The 21,520-nt window shown below is 60.2% G+C and carries 18 protein-coding genes and 2 pseudogenes; 1 reads left to right on the top strand and 19 read right to left on the bottom strand.

Features of this window, described 5'->3' with window-relative positions:
- Positions 1-15: 15 nt before the first annotated feature.
- From TU34_RS19480 to TU34_RS19465, 4 genes are all read right to left on the bottom strand, one after another.
- Positions 16-1,122 (bottom strand): NDMA-dependent alcohol dehydrogenase, encoded by a 1,107-nt coding sequence (locus TU34_RS19480; RefSeq protein WP_045824581.1) that lies wholly within the window; start codon positions 1,120-1,122, stop codon positions 16-18.
- Positions 1,123-1,165: 43 nt separating this feature from the next.
- Positions 1,166-2,782 (bottom strand): fatty acid--CoA ligase, encoded by a 1,617-nt coding sequence (locus TU34_RS19475; RefSeq protein ID WP_045824593.1) that lies wholly within the window; start codon positions 2,780-2,782, stop codon positions 1,166-1,168.
- A gap of 48 nt (positions 2,783-2,830) precedes the next feature.
- On the bottom strand, positions 2,831-3,241 hold the full coding sequence (locus TU34_RS19470; protein WP_045824580.1) for an SCP2 sterol-binding domain-containing protein: 411 nt from the start codon (positions 3,239-3,241) through the stop codon (positions 2,831-2,833).
- Positions 3,242-3,767: 526 nt separating this feature from the next.
- Positions 3,768-4,889 (bottom strand): acyl-CoA dehydrogenase family protein, encoded by a 1,122-nt coding sequence (locus TU34_RS19465; protein ID WP_045824579.1) that lies wholly within the window; start codon positions 4,887-4,889, stop codon positions 3,768-3,770.
- A gap of 230 nt (positions 4,890-5,119) precedes the next feature.
- On the opposite strand from TU34_RS19465, the pseudogene TU34_RS23220 reads away from it, so the two are divergent.
- A pseudogene (locus TU34_RS23220) lies at positions 5,120-6,127 on the top strand (helix-turn-helix transcriptional regulator); the annotation flags it as partial.
- Between the two features lie 112 nt (positions 6,128-6,239).
- Here the strand turns inward: TU34_RS23220 and TU34_RS24400 are convergent.
- The 15 genes and pseudogenes from TU34_RS24400 to TU34_RS19390 form a co-directional block, all read right to left on the bottom strand.
- Positions 6,240-6,404, bottom strand: a pseudogene (locus TU34_RS24400) (TetR/AcrR family transcriptional regulator); the annotation flags it as partial.
- 230 nt (positions 6,405-6,634) lie between these two features.
- Positions 6,635-7,222, bottom strand: a complete 588-nt coding sequence (locus tag TU34_RS19460) for a hypothetical protein (RefSeq protein ID WP_238981397.1) — start codon at positions 7,220-7,222, stop codon at positions 6,635-6,637.
- A 131-nt stretch (positions 7,223-7,353) separates the two neighbouring features.
- Positions 7,354-8,310 carry an MlaD family protein gene (locus TU34_RS19455; RefSeq protein WP_045824578.1) on the bottom strand — a complete coding sequence of 319 codons (957 nt, stop codon included), beginning with the start codon at positions 8,308-8,310 and terminating at the stop codon, positions 7,354-7,356.
- On the bottom strand, positions 8,307-9,287 hold the full coding sequence (locus TU34_RS19450) for an MlaD family protein (RefSeq protein ID WP_238981396.1): 981 nt from the start codon (positions 9,285-9,287) through the stop codon (positions 8,307-8,309). The genes TU34_RS19455 and TU34_RS19450 overlap by 4 nt, the downstream gene beginning before the upstream one ends.
- A gap of 56 nt (positions 9,288-9,343) precedes the next feature.
- Positions 9,344-10,366, bottom strand: coding sequence for an MlaD family protein (locus tag TU34_RS19445; protein ID WP_238981395.1), 1,023 nt, complete (start codon positions 10,364-10,366; stop codon positions 9,344-9,346).
- 41 nt (positions 10,367-10,407) lie between these two features.
- On the bottom strand, positions 10,408-11,343 hold the full coding sequence (locus tag TU34_RS19440) for an MlaD family protein (protein WP_238981394.1): 936 nt from the start codon (positions 11,341-11,343) through the stop codon (positions 10,408-10,410).
- Positions 11,344-11,402: 59 nt separating this feature from the next.
- Positions 11,403-12,407 (bottom strand): MlaD family protein, encoded by a 1,005-nt coding sequence (locus TU34_RS19435; protein ID WP_045824575.1) that lies wholly within the window; start codon positions 12,405-12,407, stop codon positions 11,403-11,405.
- Positions 12,404-13,438 (bottom strand): MlaD family protein, encoded by a 1,035-nt coding sequence (locus TU34_RS19430; RefSeq protein ID WP_045824574.1) that lies wholly within the window; start codon positions 13,436-13,438, stop codon positions 12,404-12,406. Before TU34_RS19430 ends, TU34_RS19435 begins: the two co-directional genes overlap by 4 nt.
- A gap of 8 nt (positions 13,439-13,446) precedes the next feature.
- A complete protein-coding gene (locus TU34_RS19425) occupies positions 13,447-14,313 on the bottom strand; it encodes an ABC transporter permease (RefSeq protein ID WP_082080463.1) in 867 nt (288 codons plus the stop codon).
- A 9-nt stretch (positions 14,314-14,322) separates the two neighbouring features.
- On the bottom strand, positions 14,323-15,057 hold the full coding sequence (locus TU34_RS19420) for an MlaE family ABC transporter permease (protein WP_045824573.1): 735 nt from the start codon (positions 15,055-15,057) through the stop codon (positions 14,323-14,325).
- 1,111 nt (positions 15,058-16,168) lie between these two features.
- A complete protein-coding gene (locus tag TU34_RS19410) occupies positions 16,169-16,963 on the bottom strand; it encodes a TetR/AcrR family transcriptional regulator (protein ID WP_338063017.1) in 795 nt (264 codons plus the stop codon).
- A 72-nt stretch (positions 16,964-17,035) separates the two neighbouring features.
- Positions 17,036-17,950, bottom strand: a complete 915-nt coding sequence (locus TU34_RS19405; protein ID WP_045824571.1) for an alpha/beta fold hydrolase — start codon at positions 17,948-17,950, stop codon at positions 17,036-17,038.
- Complete coding sequence (locus TU34_RS19400) at positions 17,940-19,010, bottom strand: ferredoxin--NADP reductase (RefSeq protein ID WP_045824570.1); 1,071 nt, start codon at positions 19,008-19,010, stop codon at positions 17,940-17,942. The genes TU34_RS19405 and TU34_RS19400 overlap by 11 nt, the downstream gene beginning before the upstream one ends.
- A complete protein-coding gene (locus TU34_RS19395) occupies positions 19,007-19,873 on the bottom strand; it encodes an SDR family NAD(P)-dependent oxidoreductase (RefSeq protein ID WP_045824569.1) in 867 nt (288 codons plus the stop codon). The genes TU34_RS19400 and TU34_RS19395 overlap by 4 nt, the downstream gene beginning before the upstream one ends.
- A gap of 41 nt (positions 19,874-19,914) precedes the next feature.
- Complete coding sequence (locus TU34_RS19390; RefSeq protein WP_045824568.1) at positions 19,915-21,432, bottom strand: flavin-containing monooxygenase; 1,518 nt, start codon at positions 21,430-21,432, stop codon at positions 19,915-19,917.
- Positions 21,433-21,520: the final 88 nt, after the last annotated feature.

The following is a 21,520-nucleotide window of genomic DNA, read 5'->3' as shown; positions in this document are numbered from 1 at the left end:
CGCCGCCGTGGAGCGTCAAAATCGGATGAGGCCTCGGATGTTGCGTCCTGATCGCATGTCTTCGTAACCCTCGTTGATCTGGTCGAGGGTGTACTCGCGGGTGATCAGCTCGTCGAGCTTTAGTTGTCCGCCGTTGTAGAGTTCGACCAGCCGTGGGACGTCGTGAGCGGCGTTGGACGAGCCGTAGAGGGAACCGCGAATTTGCTTCTCATACAATGTCAATTCGAGCAGCGAACCTGACATTGAGGTGTCTTCGGGATGTCCGATTGCGGTGACCACTACGCGTCCGCGCTTGCCGACGAGTGAGAGCGCCTCGGCAGTATAGGACCCCTCGGCGACATCAGTGGTCAGGATGCAGACGTCGGCGAGTTTGCCGCGAGTGATGTCGCTGATGAGTGCCCACGCGTCGTCGATCGAGGTAGCGGCATGAGTAGCTCCGAACACGCCGGCCTGCTTGCGCTTGAACTCCACGGGATCGACGGCGATGATGTTTAACGCGCCAGCGATTCGCGCGCCTTGAATGGCGTTCATGCCGATGCCACCGGCCCCAATCACGACCACCGTGTCCCCGGCGCGTACTTCGCCCGTGCGCACCGCCGACCCGTAGCCGGTGGTGACACCGCAGCCGATCAGCGCAGCCTTGTCCAGCGGTGTCCCGGTATCGATCTTCACCAGCGACGATCTCGGAACCACCGTGTACTCGGAAAATGTCCCCAGCAGGCACATCTGGCCAATGTCTTCGCCGCGAGCATGGAAGCGGTAGGTACCGTCGATCTGCGGGCCCATCATGATGGCCGCACCCATGTCGCACAGGTTCCCCATGCCGCGCGCGCAATACGAACAGTGTCCGCACGACGGCAGGAAGGTGAGGATGACCGAATCACCCTCGGCGATGTCCTCGATACCCGCACCGACTTCGACCACGGTGCCGGCACCCTCGTGACCACCCACGACGGGCAGCGGGAAAGGTAGATCACCGGTCACAAGGTGTTCGTCGGAATGGCACAACCCACTAGCGGTCAGCCGCACCATCACCTCGTCGGGGCCGGGCGGATCCAACTCGACCTCTACGACCTCCCACTTCTCCCCCAGTCCCCACAGAACAGCAGCGCGTGTCTTCATGACTCTCCTTCGGTCGATACATCCGGTTGCCGCGGTAGCCCCGTCAGGCGAGTGTCTCGACGGTGAGGTCACCGTCGGCGTGCTGGCGGCGTAGCTTCTTCTTGTCGAACTTGCCGGTAGAGGTCAGTGGGATCTCCGACACGAATGTCCACCGCTCCGGTAACCACCACTTGGCCACCCGCGGACGAAGGAACTCCGACAACTCCGCCGCGGTGGCGGTGCGGTCGCCGTCGAGGACCACCGCGGCCAGCGGGCGCTCCTGCCATTTCTCGTCGGGCACACCGATCACCGTGGCGGTGCGTACCGCGGGATGAGCGGCCAACTCGTTCTCGAGTTCGACCGAGGAAATCCATTCACCGCCGGACTTGATGACGTCCTTCGAGCGGTCGGTCAGGGTGATGAACGCGTCAGCGCTGATCGTGCCGACGTCTCCGGTGGACAACCACCCGTCCGACGACACCGCTGGCCTGTCGTGCTCGTAGTACGACCCGGTGATCCACGGGCCGCGGATCTGAATCTCACCTACCGACTTTCCGTCCCAAGGTTGCTCGGCGCCAGTGTCATCGACGATGCGTGCCTCCACCCCGGCCACCACCCGACCCTGGGTTCCACGAATCTGGAGCGACCGCTCCGGAGAGTCGGTGAACCGCGGCAATGCGACCGCGGCGAGCGGCGATGTCTCGGTCATCCCCCACGCCTGCACGATGCGGATGCCCAGCTCGTCGTATGCGGTCATCAACGACCGCGGAACCGCAGAGCCCCCGCACGCGACCATCTTCAACGAACTCACGTCGTGGCCGGGACTGTCCCGGAGATAGTGCAGAACGTCGGTCCAGATCGTTGGAACAGCGCCCGCCATCGTCGGTCGCTCTGCCTCGATCATCTCCACCAACGGCTCCGCCTGCAGGAAGCGGTCAGGCAGCAGCAGCTGCGCACCCGCCATCATCGCTGCGTAGGGAAGTCCCCATGCATTGGCGTGGAACATCGGAACGATCGCCAGCACCATGTCGTCATGCCCGATGCCCAGGGCATTCGAGGTGCACGCCGCCTGAGAATGCAACCACGTCGAACGATGGCTGTAGACAACACCTTTCGGATGTCCAGTGGTGCCGCTGGTGTAACACATCGCCGCGGCGGACCGCTCGTCCACGTCAGGCCAGTCGAAGGTGCTCGACTGGGTGGCCAGTACATCGTCGTAGCGGAGAACGTCCTTTCCGCACCCCTCGACCGCGGCAAGGTCACCCGCACCGGTGACCAGCACCGTGCGGACCGACGTCATCGCCGGCAGGGCCGGCGCGAGGAGGGGAAGGACGGTGCCGTCGACGATGATCACCCGGTCCTCGGCGTGATTGGCGATCCACGTCAGCTGTTCGGCCGGCAGCCGCAGGTTCAACGTGTGCAAGACTGCGCCCATCGACGGCACCGCCGCGTAACAGTCCAGATGCTCCTGGTTGCTCCACTGCAGCGTCGCGACGCGCTCATCTGCCCCGATACCGAGCTCGCGTAGGCCATTTGCCAGCCGAGCCGCGCGTTCGCCCAACTCCCGGTAGGACACCCGGGAGATCTGCCCGGGTCCGCGGGCGGTCAGCACCTCGCGATCGCCATGGACCATCGAGGCATTGCGCACTATCGACGACACGGTCAACCTAACGTCCTGCATGGTGCTCTTCACCAGGCCACCATCCTGTCGTCAGCGGTCAGATGGTCGTCACGCATCGATGAGGTCCTGCCGATTCTCGCTCTGCAGCATCGACTTGTACTCGGGGAACAGGTTCTTGGCCTGCGGGATCAACTTGAGCAGCTTCGGCACCGGGCCCTTGGCACGAACGGTTCCCTTTGCCATGGCCATCGTGAGGTTCACCTTCCCCAGCCAGAACTTGTTACCGGTGTCCGAGGACATGAACAACTCGACATTGGGGACCGCGGTACTCGACGCTCCGGTCTCCACCACCTTGTTCGGCATATCCACTGTCACCACCGCATCCGGATCGGTGTAGTGCACGCGCAGCACCACGCCCGACCCCGAGAGCTTGTCCGCCAGACCTTCGACCTCAAGACCACGCTGAAATATGCCCGCGAGAAATTTGTAAACCTCGTCCTCGTTCTTAAACACTGCCATTGCGAACCTCCTAAAATCCTTGTTGGGGAACAGCTTCTTAACGGTTGAGCGGCAGCGCGCCTGAGAGGCTCTCGCAGGTGGATGTCAGACGCGTGTGAAACGCCATTGCAGGGCGCGCAATTCGGCGACATGCCAGCATCGGCCGATCACGCCAAAATTGCGCACAGCCCCGCACCACGACTTGGCGTGCTGCACTCGTCTCGGCCCCTACGACGCGGCCGAGTGTGCAGGATGCGCTAGTTCCCACATCGACTCCCATGCTTGCTGATCACGTTTGTCAGGAACATCGTCGCATCGAATGTCAAGGTTCGTGACGTTTTGACGTTTTTGTAGCATCGTAAGCAGAGCTTACTTTTAAGAGGCGCCCACGCCGCGTCGTGTCCCGGACATCGCGCTTAGGCCACCCATGCCCCGCAGCGCTTGTCTCGTACCCGCACGTTCGAGATCACCTCCACCGTTCCCACGCTATGTCGCGGCGGACAGCGATGATTCCGCTTTTCCATCAGGAACCACCGCCCACGGCCGTTCAGAGTGAACGAGCAATGATTTCCTTCATGATTTCGCTTGTCCCACCATAAATTTTCTGAACCCGCGCATCAGCCCACATTCTACCGATTGGGTATTCGTTCATGTATCCATAACCGCCGTGCAATTGCAGGCATTCATCGAGCGCCACCATTGCCCTGTCGGTTGTCCACCACTTCGCCATTGCGACCGTGGGGATATCAAGTTCGCCGCGCAGATGGCGGGCAATACAGTCATCGATGAAAACGCGGCTGATATGGGCGTCGGTAGCAACCTCCGCGAGCTTGAATTTCGTGTTCTGAACGGCAAAGATGGGCTTACCGAAGGCATGGCGTTCCTTGGCGTACTCCACTGTGAATTCAAGTGCCGTTTCCAGAACTGTCACCGCCCCTAGCCCAAGTATCAATCGTTCCTGAGGGAGTTGCTGCATGAGTTGGATGAAGCCTTGTCCCTCGGTCGGACCTAGGAGATTCTCGATGGGGATGTGCACGTCTTCAAAGTAGAGCTCGGATGTGTCCTGCCCGCGCTGACCCACTTTGTCCAGCACCCGGCCGCGGCGGAAACCTGGCCGGTCGCCTTCGACCAACACCAGCGAGATGCCGTTTGCGCCCGCGCCCGGATCTGTCTTCGCGACAACGATGACCACGTCCGCCTGAGCGCCGTTGGTGATGAAGGTCTTGGCCCCATTCACGACGTACTCATCTCCGACGCGTACCGCTTTGGTAGTAACTGATTGTAGGTCGGATCCCGTGCCCGGCTCCGTCATGGCAATTGCACCGACCATCTCGCCAGTCGCCAAACGAGGCAGGAAATGCCTCTTTTGCGCATCGCTTCCGTACTCGAGCAGGTAGTGGGCAACGATTCCGTTATGCAGCGGGGCACCCCATGCGGAATCGCCCACGCGCGCCTGCTCCTCGATCAACACTGCTTCATGAGCGAAAGTTCCGCCGCCGCCGCCGAACTCTTCGGGGATTGACATGCAAAGTAGTCCCAGCTCTCCCGCCCGTGTCCACAGATCCCTGTCGACGTGATGTTGCTCAATGAACCGGTCGATATTGGGAGCGATCTCCTTCTCGCAGAATGCGCGCGCCAGATCCCGCAGCGCGACGAGGTCGTCGTCCATCCAGCTCGAACTTTTGCTGACCACCAAGTGTCCTCACTTTGTTTACTACGGCAACCGACGTCGCCACTGACTGGAACGGGTTCCGGGTGGTTAAACCCGAGAACGCCACCACTCGTCGAGTTGGTACCCGAATCCCCGGTTCGGGGTCTGAGTAAATTCTCGTGGCGGACGAGACCAAGGGCTATGTTCACTAGAGTCAGATGCTTGTGGATTCAGCTCAAAGGACGATCGTGAACCTCAACGACGAGGGAGTACCCCCATTCGTATTCGTCCAGATGCTGCAGAGTCCTGCGCTCGATCCGGTCGCGGTCGCGCGACTGCGCAGCATCATGCGGTCCGAAGGGGTCGACGAGGCGACCCTTCTCCAGCGTGATACCCCGGCGCCGTTGCGGTGGTTCAGACAGGCCTACCCAGAACTCGACAGCGATCAGGCAACCCGATTGGGTTTGGCTTTTGCAGAACAGGCCCGGCTGACGTCGTTCGGGGCCTTGAGTGTGCCGTTGGTCAGTGCAGGCTCGATCACCGAGGTCGTCGAACTGCTCGCCTACCTGCCGGTGATCTCGACAGCCCTACGTCCACACTTCCATTGGGACTCTCAGGGCCTGACGGTCTGGCTTACCGGAATTACCGGCGATTGGGCACTCGACTGTTTAGCGGTCACCTACAGCGGGGCCGCGTTGTTGCGAGTGCTGGACATGCTCGCCGGTGGCGCGCCAACCGTGAGCCTTCACGTGAGTTGGCCGGCGCCCGTCGCGCTGCCAGGTACCAAGGACGACTCAGCGCTTGCCGGGCGCTTGTTCTTTGACGCTCCAATGTCGTATCTGCACGTTCCCGCGGACACGCTTGACGATGTGTGTCGATTTTCCGACCCCCTCGCCTACCGGCTCGCGATCGCTGAATTGAAGCACACACTCGAGCAACGGGAAGGCACAACGTCAGTCTCGGAGCAGGTGAGACTTTTAATCGAAACGGCACCTGGGCAGCGGAGTAGTCAGTGGGTGGCCGGCGAATTGTCCGTATCAACGAGCACTCTGAAGCGGAAACTTTCCGCAGAGGGGACCACTTTTCGCGAGTTGCAACAGTCCTGTCTTCGCGATTTCGCCATGCGGCTCCTATTGACCCGATCCATGTCCGCTACCCAGATCGCGCTCGAACTCGGTTACAGCGATCTGACTAACTTCTCGCACGCATTCAAGCGCTTGACCGGTTACTCTCCCAGCGAGCTCCGTCACGCACGGCACCGACGGCCCAGCCCCGGATCGATCCCCTACGCCTGCGATCAAGGGGGCCGTGGGCATACCTGGGGACGGCACGGCGGGACACCGGCCGGCGCCGTGAGACGACACGGCCTCAGACGTCAAGGGTGGCGAGCGGTTCCTCGAGTCCCAGATAGCGCAGGGCAACCCGCGAGATCTGCCGACCGGTGGCATCACTATCACCGGCAGGCAGAACGAGATGACTCACCGTCAACCGAACAAGCGCATCGATACCGTCAGCGACGTCGTCACTGTCGAGCTGCGGTTGAGCAAGGGGCTGGCCGCAGCTTCGTCCAATGTGAAACGAACGGCCCAGATGATCGCCGGTAGTGCCCCCACTCTGGCTTATTCGTGGCGTTGAACGGTTCAGGCCGCGATGCACACTGCCCTCGGACACCCGGAAATCTTCGCTATCTAGCGCAACGGCGCCTCACCCTCCTTTGTATGGCGCTCTTCATTTTGAATTTCAGCCGGGTCACCCCGCGTCCTTTACGAGGGCGGACCGTAATCCAGGATCTGCCAGCCCTCACCACTCTTCGTAACCACCACTTTCAGCAACGTCGGCAATTCGCTTGGTTGAGTATTCTGTACATTCTGGGTCTTCTGGTTCGCGAAGACCATCACCGTGTAGTTCCCGTCGGTCTTCCCCGTGACGCTCGTCGCGAGAACGCGGCCGGTGGCCTGCACCTGGGCTTGCTGCATTATCTGGGTCAACGTCGAACGGACCTCGTCGTACCGCTTGACCAGGGCGTCGCCGGCATTCGTCTTCACTGCCGCGAAGAAGGCGTCGGTGTTCTGGTAGCTGTACGTCAGTGATTTCGTGGTGTAGTCCGCTGCCGCGGCGGCTGCCTGTGCGCGCTGGGTGGCCTCGGCATCTTTGGCGGAATTCACATCGTCGGCGTCGACGTACAGGTAGGCGAACACACCTGCCAGCACCGCTAAGACCACGATCAGGACAATCGCGATCGCGCCGCGAGCACGCGCCGTGAGGTATCGCCGCGGCTTTTTTGCGGCAACGGCGTCACGGTCCGCCGTTTCGCGAATGGGATCGTCGACCGTGTCGACGGGCTCGCTCACCACCACGTTTGAACCTGGTGTGCTCTCCGACTCGGTGCTCTGTGCGGGAGGCGTTCCCACACTCGATTGTTCGTGGTCTGTCATGTGAGGCCTTTCTTGCGCTGCGGCCGGGGTCGCAGTGTTCAGTTTCATCACCGCGGTGACGGTAACGCGTTGATCGGAATCTGCGCGCTTCCCGGTTTCGACGTCGGGAATGTACGCGAAAGAAGGTCGCCGATCGATCCGAAGTCGACATAGGTGTTCGCGACCTTGGCCGTTGCCGGTTTGACAGCTCTGGTGATGGCCACCAGATCGGGCTGGAGGATCTGCAGGTAACTGTTCAACTTTGTGACGAGCTTCAGGATGGGAGGCCATTTGTCATATGACGTCGCCGAGAACTTGATGAACGCCCGCTGGATTCGCGCCAACCCGCCGACTGCTGCCGGCGTCTCGACGGTTGCGGCACTGAGAACGTCGCCGGCGTTCGACAGCAATCCGAGCAAGAACTCCGCGTTGTCCGCGGTCACCCGAACGGCACCGTCTTTGCCCACGAAGTCGACAAGGCGACCCATCATGTCACCGATCGTGGCCAGGTCCGCTTGCCGACCGTCCACCGCTTGCGACACGGTCTTGTTGATGGATTCGATTGCGGTGGGATCTAGTGCGTCCGCAACCGATGACAGTTTGGGCAGCACCTGTGGAACCGACGGATAGACGTGAACAGCGGTGGGCGGCACCACGTCGCCGCTGCCATAAAATCCGGCAGCGGTCGAATCGGCAGGTATGAAGTTGACGTATTGTTCGCCCGCTACCGACAGATTCTCTATTGTCATTACGCTGTTTCGCGCGATCTTCGTTCCGGTCTCGACGCTCATGTCCACCTTGAGACCGCTGTCCGATGCGTGGATCGCGGTGACCTTCCCCACCGGCAGTCCCTGCAGCATCACCGGCGAGGTGTCCAAGAGGCCTCCGGAGGCGTCTATGTATGCCGTCAGCGAATAGTCCGACCGCGCCGGGTTGATGCGAGCGACGACGACAACGAGGTAGGTGAGGCCCACAACGAGGACGACGAACAGGGCCAGCGCAGAGAGTCGCGCACCTCGGGTCATGGCAGCATTCCGATCGATTTCAAGACTGTGATGAACGAGCTGGCATCGCGGCGAGCGAGGTCACGGTTGTCGACGGAAATTCCGGACACGTTGACGTTCGGTGAGCCGACGAACGGGATCAGCTTGTCGCGGATGACGCGGGTCGCTTGCTCGGTGACAGCTGCAGAGTAGATATCCGAATTCGCCAGCGAACGGACAACGGGGGCTATGGCAGCCACCGATGGCACGATCCGCGAGTTCTCAGGGTCGACGATTGCACCGGCCGCCGTAGAAAAGTCGCGCAGATTCGCGATGAGGAGCGCGACGTCGATGAGGGTGTAACCCAGTCCGTAGAAATTTTTCCCACCCTTGATGAGCACGCGATCCAACGCGGCGGGGTCCGATAACACAACTTTCAGCGTTCGGTTGGCGGAGGTCAATACCACGTCGAGCTTGTCCGTGTTCGACGAGACCTCCGACAACGTGGCGAGCGTGGTCCGATATAGCGTGTCGAACTGCTCTGGACTCTTGGGGAACGCGGTGTTGAGCGTTGAGATCGCCGTGTGGACCTTCGACAGCTCGCCTCCGCCCAAGACGTTGGCCATGCCGCGCATCACGTCCTCGACATTGGCCGCCGGCTCGGTTCGGGACAGCGGGATGACGGAGCCGGATCTCAACATGTCGGCGGTCGTCGGATCGCTAGGCGGAAGAATCGAGACATAGATCTCACCCAGTAGAGTGTCCTGCCTCAACTCAGCACGGGAATCGGCGGGAAGTCGCGAATCTGACGTGAGCTGAGCCCGGACCAGTGCGTGTCCGTTCTCGTAGGTGACGTCCTTGACCGTCCCGATATCTGCACCATTTGAAAGAACCTTCGCCTGCGCGGGGAGATTCAGCGCACTCGTAAACTCCATGCCGATGCTGTACCCGCGGCTACCGGAAGTATTGAACGACGGCGGGTTGTCCGCGTTGATGCCACACGACGTCACTACCAGCACGACGGAGACCCCTGACATGAGGATCGGCAATCCCCGTCGTAACCGAATGCCCCTGATCATCGCGGTACTCCACCCATCAACGAAGATACTGCGGCGGAGGCTCCGCCGGGAGCGCAAACGTCTGCTGCCGCCCGACTGTTGCACGCACCCACAACCTGACGGAGCGGCAACGACACGGCGAACGCCTTCAGGATGGATTGCGAATCAGGATATTTGACGATGAGGTCCGCAGTGCGCGCCGCGGAAGCGGCCACAAGGTTCAGCTGATCGCCAGCCTTGGCGATCAGCGGTACCGCGGCGTCACCGATCGCAAAGATGGGCGGGCCGAAGTCGGTCGACAGCCGGGACAGAATCGGCACGAATACGCCCGCATATTCGACGGCAGCGCCAAACGTCTGGCCGAAGGCAACGATGACCTGGATGGCTTCTACGAAATGGTCGAACAGGGCCGTGACTTGTGCAGAATTATCGGTTGCCACTCCGGTGAGTGTGGCGAGATTTCCGACAATACGCCTGATCTGACCGTCCCGCTTTGCCGGATCGTTTATCAACGCCGCGGAATTCTTGATGATTGACGAGATATCTCCGTCGGACCCATTCAAATTGCGGGCGACAAGATTGAGCGACTGCAGAACGGCATCAGTGTTCCGGCCATTGTCCTTGACGAGATCATCAGACAGACTACTCAAGGACTCGAGCGTCTGACTGATTCCTAGCGGGGTTCTCGTGTTGGCCAGAGGGACACACTGCATTCCGTTGTAGCGGGCTCCACCGGCGTAGGGCTTTGTGAACTCGATCTGCCGCTCGGTGACGATTGACGTCGACACCAACGTGAGACCCACGTCCGTGGGGAGCGGAACGTTCTTGTCGACCTTCATGTCGACGCGAACCCCGCGTCCACCGTCATCGTTGTTTTGCGCGACCTTTGTGACGCTTCCGATCTTTTTACCGAGCATCGCAACTGCGTTCCCGTTGAATAGACCGGAGGCGTCGCTGAAGATCGCGCACATCGTGCGTGTGTTGCCGTCGGAAGCGGAGCGGCCGACGACCCCACCCACAACCGCGACCAGGACAGCCACCACGACAGCGGTGGGAACCAGCCACGATCTCGATCCTCGTCTCAACATTTGTCCTCACCAGTCGGGATACACATACGTAATTGGGGCTTCTGAGGGGTCGGTGCGCTGACGGGCGCGTCGAGCAGGATCCCGAGTTGACGCGAGATCTGGTCGACTTGTGTCAGCGCGTTCGAATACCCCGGCAACCCAGTTGCAACATTGTCGAGCAGCTTCTTGAACTGCTGAACCGACGGTTCGATCCCGTCTTGATATGCAACCAGCGGCCTGGTGAGGAGTTTGAACAAGCGCCGCAAATAGTCAAATCCATCCCGCACGTTCTGGATGTCAGGGCCGAGTGTGCTCGCGAGGAAACTCAGCTGGCGCAGAAAGTCGACCAGCACCTGCTTGCGGTCGGCGAGCGCCTTGACGTACTCGTCAGAGAGCGAGACAGCACTGTCGAGCTGACCGTACTGTCGCTCGAGCAGATCGACCAGGCTACTGGTGTTGCGTAAAGCGTCTGGGAGGTTCGTGTTTCCGTCGGAGAACGCCTTTTGCAACAGGTCGGCTGTCTTGCGCAGATCAACTGCTTTGACGTCGCGAAAAATCGGTGTGGTGGTTTCGAGCGTGTCGGAAATATCGTAGGTACTCGATGTCTGCACAAGAGGTATCGGTCCCGACAACTTCTGCGATCCCGATCCTGGATTCAGGTCCAGGACCCGCCCGCCGATCGGCGTCACCAGACGGACGTTCGCCGTGGCGTTCGACCGAACTGGAATCGCGTCGTCGAGCCGAAACTTGACGGTGATGAACGTCCCGGTCAGATCCACCGCCGAGACCTTGCCCTTACGGATACCGGCAATGCGGACTTGATCACCGGACTTCAAGCCGCCTGTATTGATCAGCTGTGCCGACAGGGTTCGTTGCCCAGGAGGCATGACGTAGGTGACGCCGGCGATCACGAGACCGACGACCAGAAGCAGAGCCAGCACGCCTGCCACGATTAGGTTCCGTCCGCGTTCGGGCCGATTGTGCGGTCGGTTGGAATTGAACACGGATCTCACTGGCACACAACCAATCGCTGGCCCATCAACGCGATCTGGGCGGTTCTGGGCAAGGTGAGCGGACTACCGGAACATTTCGCCTCGGACGTGGTCGCGCGGGTTGCACCGGCCAATGCGTCGAGGACCGGCTTCAGCAGAACTGCTCCATTGAGAAGTCGTTGTGAATCACCCGGCTCACGCAGCAATCGTTGGTAGATCACCGCGTAGCTGTCGTCGTACGTCGACTCGAACTGCTCACCGATCTTCACGGTATTGGCAAGTGACCGATTGACCTCGCGGAGCGATGCCCGGAGCCGGTCGCTGACACGGCTGAAGGCGTCCACAATCGACCCCAGTTTGTCGACGAGTTCTACCAACTGCGCCGATCGTCCACGCAGCTGATCGGAAACCCGGCCGAGGCTGGTCACGATATTGGTGATGATCTCAGATCGCTGGTTGCCGTAGGCGGTGATGTTCTCGACCTGTTTGAGAACCGGAGATAACCCACTACCGTCGCCTTGCGCGACTCGAAGAAGATTGGCCTGCAACTCGTTGATCTCGTTGGCGTTGAGCGTGTCAAAGACGGGTTTGAATCCGTTGAACAGCGTCGACACGTCAAACGATGGAATGGTTTTGTCGAGGGCCACCTGAGTGAGCGACCCTTGTGTGTCGTTCTGCTGCGCACCGATGAGCTCGACATATCGCTGGCCCAAGAGGTTCTGGTACCGCACCGCAGCACTCGTCTTGTCAGTGATTGTGATGTCTTTGTTCAGCTGGAATCGCACAACGGCAGTGGCGCCCTTGAGATCGACCGCCGTCACATATCCGACCTTGACGCCGGCCAAGCGCACCCCGTCGCGGGGCTTGAGGCCCGACGCATCGCTGAATACAGCGGAATGTTCCGAACTCCCATCCTGCGAAGCCGGCTCCAGAATGGCGACGATCACATAGGTCAGTAGCCCGATCACCACAACAAAAATCAGGATTCTCATAATCGTGGGAACCAACGACTTGATAGTCATTTGACAGCCCTTCCCGCCGCCAGCGCGCTCTGCAGAGCAGGCGACGTGCGAATAATCAGCGCGACCTGCAGCTGCACTTTGTTGTCGACACGCGGCGTTGCCTTGTCGATTCCGTCAAGGATCTGCGGGACCGAGTCCATGGTCCGAACCAGACCCGACGCAGAACGTGCAACAGGAAGTGCGAGATCAAGCCCTACGTCCAGTAGTGAGCTGAGCGTCGCGTAATTCTTCGTCAACAGGCCGCCGAGTCCGCCGAACAGCACCTCGCCGGTATCCTTCAGATTGCTCTTTGCGATGTCGATGCCGCGCTGATTACCGAAGAATTCAGCAATGTCTACGTTGAGATATACGCCCGGGATAAATGGCTTCATGAAATCCGCAATGCCTTGAGACAAATCAGCAGCAATCGCAAGGTCTTTACCGACAGGTCGTCTCTGTACATCGCGGGTGAGCTGTGCGATCTGGAACGCCAACTTACCGGTGTCGGCGAATGTCTGAGAGTCATCGACGATGAACTTCGTCACCGCTTCGAACGACGGTTGATCGAGAACTTGGACCAGGTTTGAGATCTTGCGGATCAGGGTCGACACCGAGGTCTGCTCGGTCTGCGCCCGCGAGACGCTGACCACTCCTCCGTCTCGGACCCGCGCTCCGTCGCCCAGGTCGACGATCTCGAGAGCAGTCGGCCCCAAAGCATTCGCGGAGGTGTAATTTACCGACAAACCCTGCTTCGGATGTATGGCGCCGTTTCCCCCGGTGAATTCGATCTTCACGGCCGTGCCGCGGGTGCCGACTTTGACACTCGACACTCGCCCCACGGTCAGGCCCCGATACTTGACCTCCGAACCGCCCTTCAACCCATCGCCGATCACATCGGTGTTCAAGGTGAAAGTCTTGTCCGCGTTGACTTTCGTCGTGGTGTCGACAACGAAGTAACCCGCAATGATCACCACCACCAGCACAGCCACGCCACGTACGACCTGGCTCTTGCGCGACGGCGCACGCCCGGATAGATCTTTGAAGACAGCCATCTGAACCCCTACCCTGAGATCCGGACGCCTGAATCAAAGCCCCACATCAACAGTGTCAGCACCATGTCCTCGACGACGATGATGATGAGGCTGCTCCGAATCGCTCGGCCTGAGGCACGACCGACTCCTTCTGCTCCGCCTGTGGCGTAATAGCCCTGGTAGCTGTGAATAATGACAACGGAAACGACGAATACCAACACTTTGATGACTGAGAACAACAAATCGCGTGGCACAAGGAATTCATTGAAATAGAAATCGTAGGTGCCGCCCGATTGTCCGCGTCCGATGGTGACGACCAGTTTGGCGGCAAAATACCCGAGAATGAGGGTGACGATGTATAGCGGGATAACTGTGGTCACCGCCGCAACCACTCGCGTGCTCACTACGAAAGGAATCGGACGCACGGCCATCGATTCCAGGGCATCGATCTCCTCAGCAATACGCATCGACCCGATCTCTGCGGTCAAGCGGCAGCCCGCTTGAGCCGCGAATCCGATCGCCGCGATAATCGGGGCGAGTTCGCGTGTGTTTGCGTACGACGACAAGAATCCGGTCAATGAACTCATCCCGACCAGGTCAAGTGACGCGTAGCCCTGGATGCCGATGGACGCGCCGACGGCAATACCGAGGATGGCCAGAACGATCGCCGTGCCGCCGCCGACTAAGACCGCTCCACGGCCCCAAGCGAACTCTTGTATGTAGAGCAACGTCTGACGCCGATATGTGGTCGCCACGTGTCGGAGTCCCATGACCGTTTCGATGACAAAGGTGAAGACATGCCCCACCTGCTCGGCAATTCCGGTGGTTGCGTTCGCTATTCCGGCGAGTGTCCGGATGCCAGGTCTCGTTTGAACAGAAGGTACGGCTAGGTTCATGTTGATCTGCTATCCGATGGTCTGGGGTACGAACATGGTCGTGAGCTGTGTGATCAGCACATTGATGATGAAGCAAGACACGACACCCAGAACGACCGTCGCGTTGACCGACTGCGCGACTCCCGCCGGTCCACCTTTTGTCGAAAGTCCGCGTTGGCATGCGATCGCGACGACCACGAGACCGAACACGAGCGACTTGATCAGAGCAACCACGACGTCTGTCACAGACGCGAAGGACGCAAAGGACGCGGTGTAGCTGCCAGGGGTGATTCCCTGAACGTTCACGCTGATGATGTAGCCCGCCAGGAGCCCCGTGAACACGATCAACATGCAGAGCATCGGCGCTGTGACGAGGACTGAGACAACGCGTGGCGCAACGACTCGGCGTGTCGGATTCAAGCCCAGGGTTTCCATCGCGTCGATCTCTTCTCGGATCGTCCGCGCGCCGAGGTCGGCTGCGATGGCCGATCCCGCCGCACCCCCGAGCAGGAGCGCCGTCACGATCGGCGCTCCCTGCTGAATGATTCCGAGTCCGCCGGCGGCTCCGGCGATAGATGTCGCGCCCACTTGCTGGGTCAGGCTCCCGACCTGCACCGAAACGATGACGCCGAACGGTATAGCCACCAGAATCGCCGGCAGAGTGGTCACGGTGATCACAAACCAGGTTTGCGTGATGGATTCCCGGAACGGGAAGCGGCCGGTGGCGATGTCGCGGACAGTCCATCTCAGCGCAGCGCCCGCCATCGCGGCTGTACTCCCAAAGGTCGCCAGGCTGTCTGCCGTTCGACCCACTATTCGACTGGTAATTGATTGCTCCTGACACCACAGATCCGTATTGCATCGCGAATTCGTTCCTGAGGGTATCAGGTACTTGGAGTACGGTCACCGGTTCAGGAAATTGGCATGTCCGCAGCTATCTGCGCATCCTGTTTTTGCTCCCTGTTGCCGTGAGCTGCGCGGATATGGCTTTCGATAACCACATGGCTCGACGGAAAAGGCATTCCGCGCAGTAGATCGTGCACCGGCTGCGCGGTGCCGACGAGCTCACCGCGGCGGGCGAGACCTCTGAGAAGCTTGCTGCCGAGCTGGAGGTGTCGTTCGCCACAGTGTATGACTGGCGACGTTCGTATGGCGGTATGTACACCGACGTCGCGAAGGAACTTCACGAGCTCCGGAAGCAAACGACCTGCTCAACGACTCCTCGCCGACGCCGAGCCGAAAGGTATGCGCTGCGCGAGGTGGCGGAGGGCAACTTCAGGGCCGAACCGCCAAGCGCCGCGCTGTGGAACATACTCGTTGAGGGCTTGTGCGTCGAAGCGGTTGGCGCGCGGGGCGGTCGGGCTTGCTCGTCTTACCCAGGCGAGTGCAACGGTCGTCGAGTCCGGCTGATTCTGAGGCCGATCTCCACGAGATACAGCGAACGTATGCCCGGGCGAATCCGGTGCATGGCTTAACCGCGCGCGGACATCCCGCTACACGCCAGGCCATGCCGATCAACGAGAAGCAGATTCACCGTTGTGGACGTAGGAAGGATGGCAGGTACAGACCTACGACGCACGCAACCATCCCGGTCCACGAACCCTGTCATCTCGAGATCACCGAGAACCGAGACTCACTAGCTGACCTTCCGTCACTGTGACGGTAGGTCAGCTAGTGATAGGGCCCGTGCCTTCGCAAATCAGATCGCCACCTTCGTATGGCGCCACGTTCGAGCCTCAATCGAACGAATACAGACTTCCTGGAGCGAGGGCAGCACAATTTTCTCAAGAGCGCCCTACCATCGAGCCCGGTATCCACATCGCGAAGCAGAGCCTAACCAAGCGTTACGACCGCGTATCCGGACTGATCGAGCGGGCTAACGACGCGTCACGAAGCCAACATCTGAAATCGACCGGTCTCGAGAGAAATCGACACCAAGCCGGCGGGAAGCAGCTTCGACTATACCCCATGTCGTATCTTGCAGATGGGCGATAAACAACTCGTCATCTACGCCCTGCTCTGCACCACCGTCTAACCACCACTCTGTCGCCGATAAGCCTGAACCAAGGATGGATGCCACCACGATTGGAACAGTTGAAGTGTCGGCATCAATGGTCCGTAGGTGCGTCGCAAATTGCTCGGCCAGTATCTCGACAATCGACCTCAACTCGTCCGCCGCACCGCCATCCCCCGAGACCGAGTACTGAAACATCTTGTGGCTGATCAAAAAGCGCACAACTGCCGGGTGCTTCGCGACCAATCGTACATAAGAACGGATCAAAGAGCCGAAGACCTCATCCACGGAGGGCGCGCTTCCCGCGTCCTGCAACGTCAGTTCGGCCGATTCCCAGATCATGGTTCCCAGCCTCGAACCCACCGCCCGGTATAGACCCGCTTTGTCGCCGAAGTGGCGGTACAACTTGGGCTTCGAAACTCCGGCCTCCGCTGCTATATCCTCCATGCTGACACCTTGGCCACACTTGTCGATCGCGCGGACTGCTGCGTCCGAAAGCTCGGCCCTGACCACGAGCCTATGGTCATCCCAGCGGGTATTTCGTGCATCGAACACACGTTTCTGAACCTGGTGGGGCTTTGCTGAGATCCGGCGAATGACAGACATATCAGTATCGAGATTACCAGCGGTGCGACCCAACCACCGAGCCTGGGTCATCCTCGAGGACCTGCATCGCAGGCGTGGGCACCGCCGTTCAATCACACTGCAATCTGCTGGTACGCCACACGCCTAGCGGGGTGTGGCTGCGTCCAGTCGGCCGACCGCGTCGTTGAACTCCCGCGGGGCCTCGAGATTGATCATGTGACCGACGTGCTGGATGGTCACCGTCTCATGCAACCAACCACGTTGTTGTAGACGTTCTGCAATTACGATCGAGTGGGCCTGCGGGGTGAGCTTGTCCGCCTCGCCCACGGCAACCGTGGTCGGCACAGTCAGAGCATCCAACCCCGCACCGACATCGATGGTGGCGAGGACGCCCCCCCAGCCGGCCCGCACGGATGGGGGACATTCGAGAACGATCGCGCAGCACTCGGCAACCACATCGACTGGGGCATGTCGACCCATGGTGCCGTACTTCACGAAGCGCCGGGTGAGTGCGCTGTTGGGCATCTCCGGTCCCGCTACTGCTAGACCTGCACCGAAGGCGCGCTCTAGATGTGCGCGAAGCGACGGACGCGATCCGATCAGCGTCGACTTGCTGACCAGTTCCGACGGACCGGTGCTGGCCAGAACAGCGCCACGCGCGAGCTCAGTTACCGAGTCAGGATGCCCGTCTGCCCACGCCATCACCGACATTCCACCCATACTGTGACCCACCACCAGCGCTTTGTGAGGCGGCGTCACCACGGCTCGCAGAACGGCCTCGAGGTCGTCGCCGAGCGCGGCTGAGGTGAACGCGGTGCGTCCACGATCGCTCCAGCCATGTCCGCGCTGGTCATAAACCACTACACGATTGGACTTGGCGAAGTGCTCGATCTGTGGGCGCCAGAATCGACCTTGACACGCCCAACCATGGCTGAAGACCACGAGCGGGGCGTCTATCCCGAGACCGAACTCTTCGACCCACAAGCGTGTTCCATCCTTGGACAGGACCTCTTTGACCCGTCGAGTTGCCGACACTGCCGCCTGAACGTCAGAGACCATCGAAGCTCACCGTGACTGCGTCGGTCAACGGAAGCGCTTGACACGCAAGACGTTCACCATCCTGGACATCCTCGTCGACGAGAATGTTGTTATGGACCATATCGACTTCGCCTTCGACCAGCCTGCACACGCATGCGCTGCACGCACCTTCACGGCACGAGTACGGAGCGTTGTACCCCTGCGACAACAGCACATCGAGAAGAGGGGTGTTCCGCGGCCAGTCAACGGTTATGCAGGCGCCGTTGAGATACACGGTCCCCGTGGCGATACCCTCATCGTCGCTGAGACGCCGCAGTGTTGCGGTGTCGAATGGATCGCCGGACAACGACTGGAAGACCTCGCGATGGACATTCGCGTGGTCCACCCCGCACTCGTCCGCGGCATTCTCGACGAGGTCCATGAAAGGCGCAGGGCCGCAAATGAATATCTCAGTGCCCTTGTGATTACGGAGGATCTGCGTCACCGCCTGCGCAGTCGGAATGCCGCGCTCGGACTCGAGCCAGTTGATCAGGGAGAACCGCTCGGGAAACTCTGACGCGATCTGTTCGAGTTGACTTCCGTACATCACTGACTCGCGGTCGCGATTGGCGTAAAATAGTACCACTTCTCCGGCGCCGGCAATCAGCGCCGACTTCACCAGCGACAGGACCGGCGTGATCCCGCTCCCGCCGGCGAAGAACGCCATGTCCACGTCCAGGTTCTTCGCGGTGAACTGGCCGGACGGAGCCAGAATTGTCATTTCCATGCCCACCGTCGCGTTGTCGCACAACCAGTTCGACGCGTAACCGTCGCGGGTACGTTTGACACCGATCTCGACACGGAAATCATCGACATAGGGCGAGCTGCTCAGTGAATAGCAGCGAGCGACGTGACCGGTCTCGTCAGACGGGATCTTCACAGTCACGAACTGACCCGGCGCGTACTTGAAGTCTTCGATGATCTCGTCTGGGACCTCGAAAGAAATCGTCACCGAGTCGCTCGTCTCCTGAACGACGTCGGCCACGGTGAGTGCCCGAGCTCGCGATCCAGCTGCCGGAGGCGCGTCTTGCTCCACCGTCATTTGATGATTCCCCGCCTGCGCGCAACCGCATATCCCACACGTGTGAGAGGCGCTGCGATGTCCTGGTAGCGAGGGCCGACGACGCGTGCTACCAAGTCGAAGCCACGGGCGTCAGCACCGATGAGCACACGTGCCCGCTTCTTGTCGACGCCCTTGAGGATGGTCGATGCAGCCTTGTCGGGCGTGCTCCGAGCGATCTTGTCGAACATGGACGCGATGGTCGTGGTGTCGCCCATCTCGGACACACCACGAGCATTGTTGACGATATTCGTCTTGACACCGCCCGGGTGAACGCAGGTCACCACGACCGGGTAGCGGCTGATCTTCATCTCTTGGCGCAGAGCCTCGGTGAACCCTCGAACACCGAACTTGGCAGCGTTGTACGCGCTCTGACTCGGGATCCCGATCAGACCGAAGACACTCGAGGTATTGATCAGATGCCCGTCGCCGGAAGCGATCAGATGCGGCAGGAACGACTTCGTGCCGTTGACGACACCGCCGAAGTTGATCCCCATCAGCCAGTCGAAGTCCTCCCACGACATGTCGACGACGTCGGCGCCGAGGGCGACGCCGGCGTTGTTGAAGACCAGGTTGACCTTGCCGAAGGACGACTGCACCGCGTCGGCGTAGTCCTGAAACGCCTTGCGGTCCGCAACATCGAGAACTGAGGTCTCGACCGTGGTGCCGTACTTCGTACGGCAGATGTCGGCCGTCTCTTTCAGGTGCATCTCGTCGATATCAGACAGGGCGAGCGAGGCACCGCGCTCGGCCAACTGCACTGCCAACGATCTCCCGATTCCCGACGCCGCGCCGGTGATCACAGCGACCTTTGATGCGTAGTCGCCTGACGTCGAACTAGTCACTTTGTAAACCCACTCTGTCGATGATTGAACACATGCACTGTCTAGGCGATCTCGTACTCAGCGGGCTCGAAGTCCTTCGTGGCGCGCCAGTACTGCCACGTGAAGCCGGGCCAGACCGTCCGATTCACGCCGAGCGAGTCCAGATACCAGCTTGTGCATCCGCCGTTGGTCCAGACTCCGTTGGCCAATTTGTGCTGGATGTCGTCGTTGAACTTGCTCTGAACAGTCGGGCGCACGTCAATGCGCTGTGCATTTTTGCCGTCGACTGCGTCGATCACCTTCAAGATGTACTTGATCTGCTGTTCGATCATGAAAACGACCGAGTTGTGTCCCAATCCGGTGTTCGGCCCGAGAAGGAAGAACAGATTGGGAAAGCCCTCGGTGGTGATACCGAGATGGGTGTTGATGCCCGTCTCGCGCCAGTGCGACGGAAGATCCTCACCGCGAGCACCCTTGAGCGCCAACGAATCGAAGCCATCGGTGACGTGGAAACCCGTCGCGTAGATGATCACGTCGACCGGGTACGACTTTCCATCGGACGTGACGATGCAGTCCTCGGTCACCTCAGCGATCCGGTCGGTGACGACCGTCGTGTTCGGCGCTGCAAGAGCCGGGTAGTAATCGTTCGATCCGAGGATTCTCTTGCAGCCGATGCGGTACGAGGGGGTCAACTTCTCGCGGAGAACCGGATCACTGATGGAGCGCTTGATGTTCCACTTCGCGACCTTCTCGATCGGACGCATCATGTTGGAATGGCCGTTCAGCCCGAAAGCCAGGCTCTCGGCGCCCCAATACACCGACCAGCGAGCGAGCCGACGCGCGAGCGGAACCTTGCTGAGGACCGTTCGAACTGCCGCGGGTACCGCGAAGTTCTTGCGCGGCAACACCCAAGCCGGAGAACGCTGGAAAACTGTCAGCTTGCCGGCCTCCTTCTGCACGAAAGGCAGGAACTGAATAGCACTGGCACCCGTACCCAGGACAGCGACACGCTTGCCCGCGAGCTCCACCGAGTGGTCCCACTGCGCGGAGTGAAATGCCTGCCCCTTGAAGGTATCGATTCCGGGCAAATCGGGAAAGTTGGGGATGTGCAAAGCACCGACGCCCGACACCACGTACTGCGCGATGTATTCCTGGCCGGCCTCGGTCCGCACATGCCACCGCGACTCGGAATCGCTCCAGTACCCGGACACCAGCTTCTGACCAAAGTGGATTTTCTGGGTCACACCGCGCTTGTCCGAGATCTCCTGCAGATACTGCTCGATCTCAGGCTGTGACGACCACACCTTGGACCAACTGCCACGACTCTCGAAGGAGTACGAGTACATCAAAGAAGGAACGTCGCACGCACAACCCGGATAGGTGTTGTCGCGCCACGTCCCACCCACGGATTCAGCTTTTTCCAGAACCAGGAAATCGTTGATTCCCTTGCGGCGCAATTGCACGGCCATCCCGAGCCCCGAGAATCCACTGCCAATGATCAATACCTTGGTTTTGATTGGCTCGTTGGACTTCGGCGACTTGGCGGAGCGTGCCGCCCGCTTCGTGGTGGATGACGTCATTGATTGATACTCCTAAATTAACGAGTGTTCGCGATGCAAATGAGACAGGGAGGTGCAGGCGTGATGCATGGCCTGAGCGTTGATCCGT

It is taken from the genome of Williamsia herbipolensis, assembly GCF_000964005.1.
Taxonomy (GTDB): domain Bacteria; phylum Actinomycetota; class Actinomycetes; order Mycobacteriales; family Mycobacteriaceae; genus Williamsia_A; species Williamsia_A herbipolensis.
Note: the sequence above shows the minus strand (reverse complement) of the source record. Positions and strands in the feature narration are given on the sequence as shown.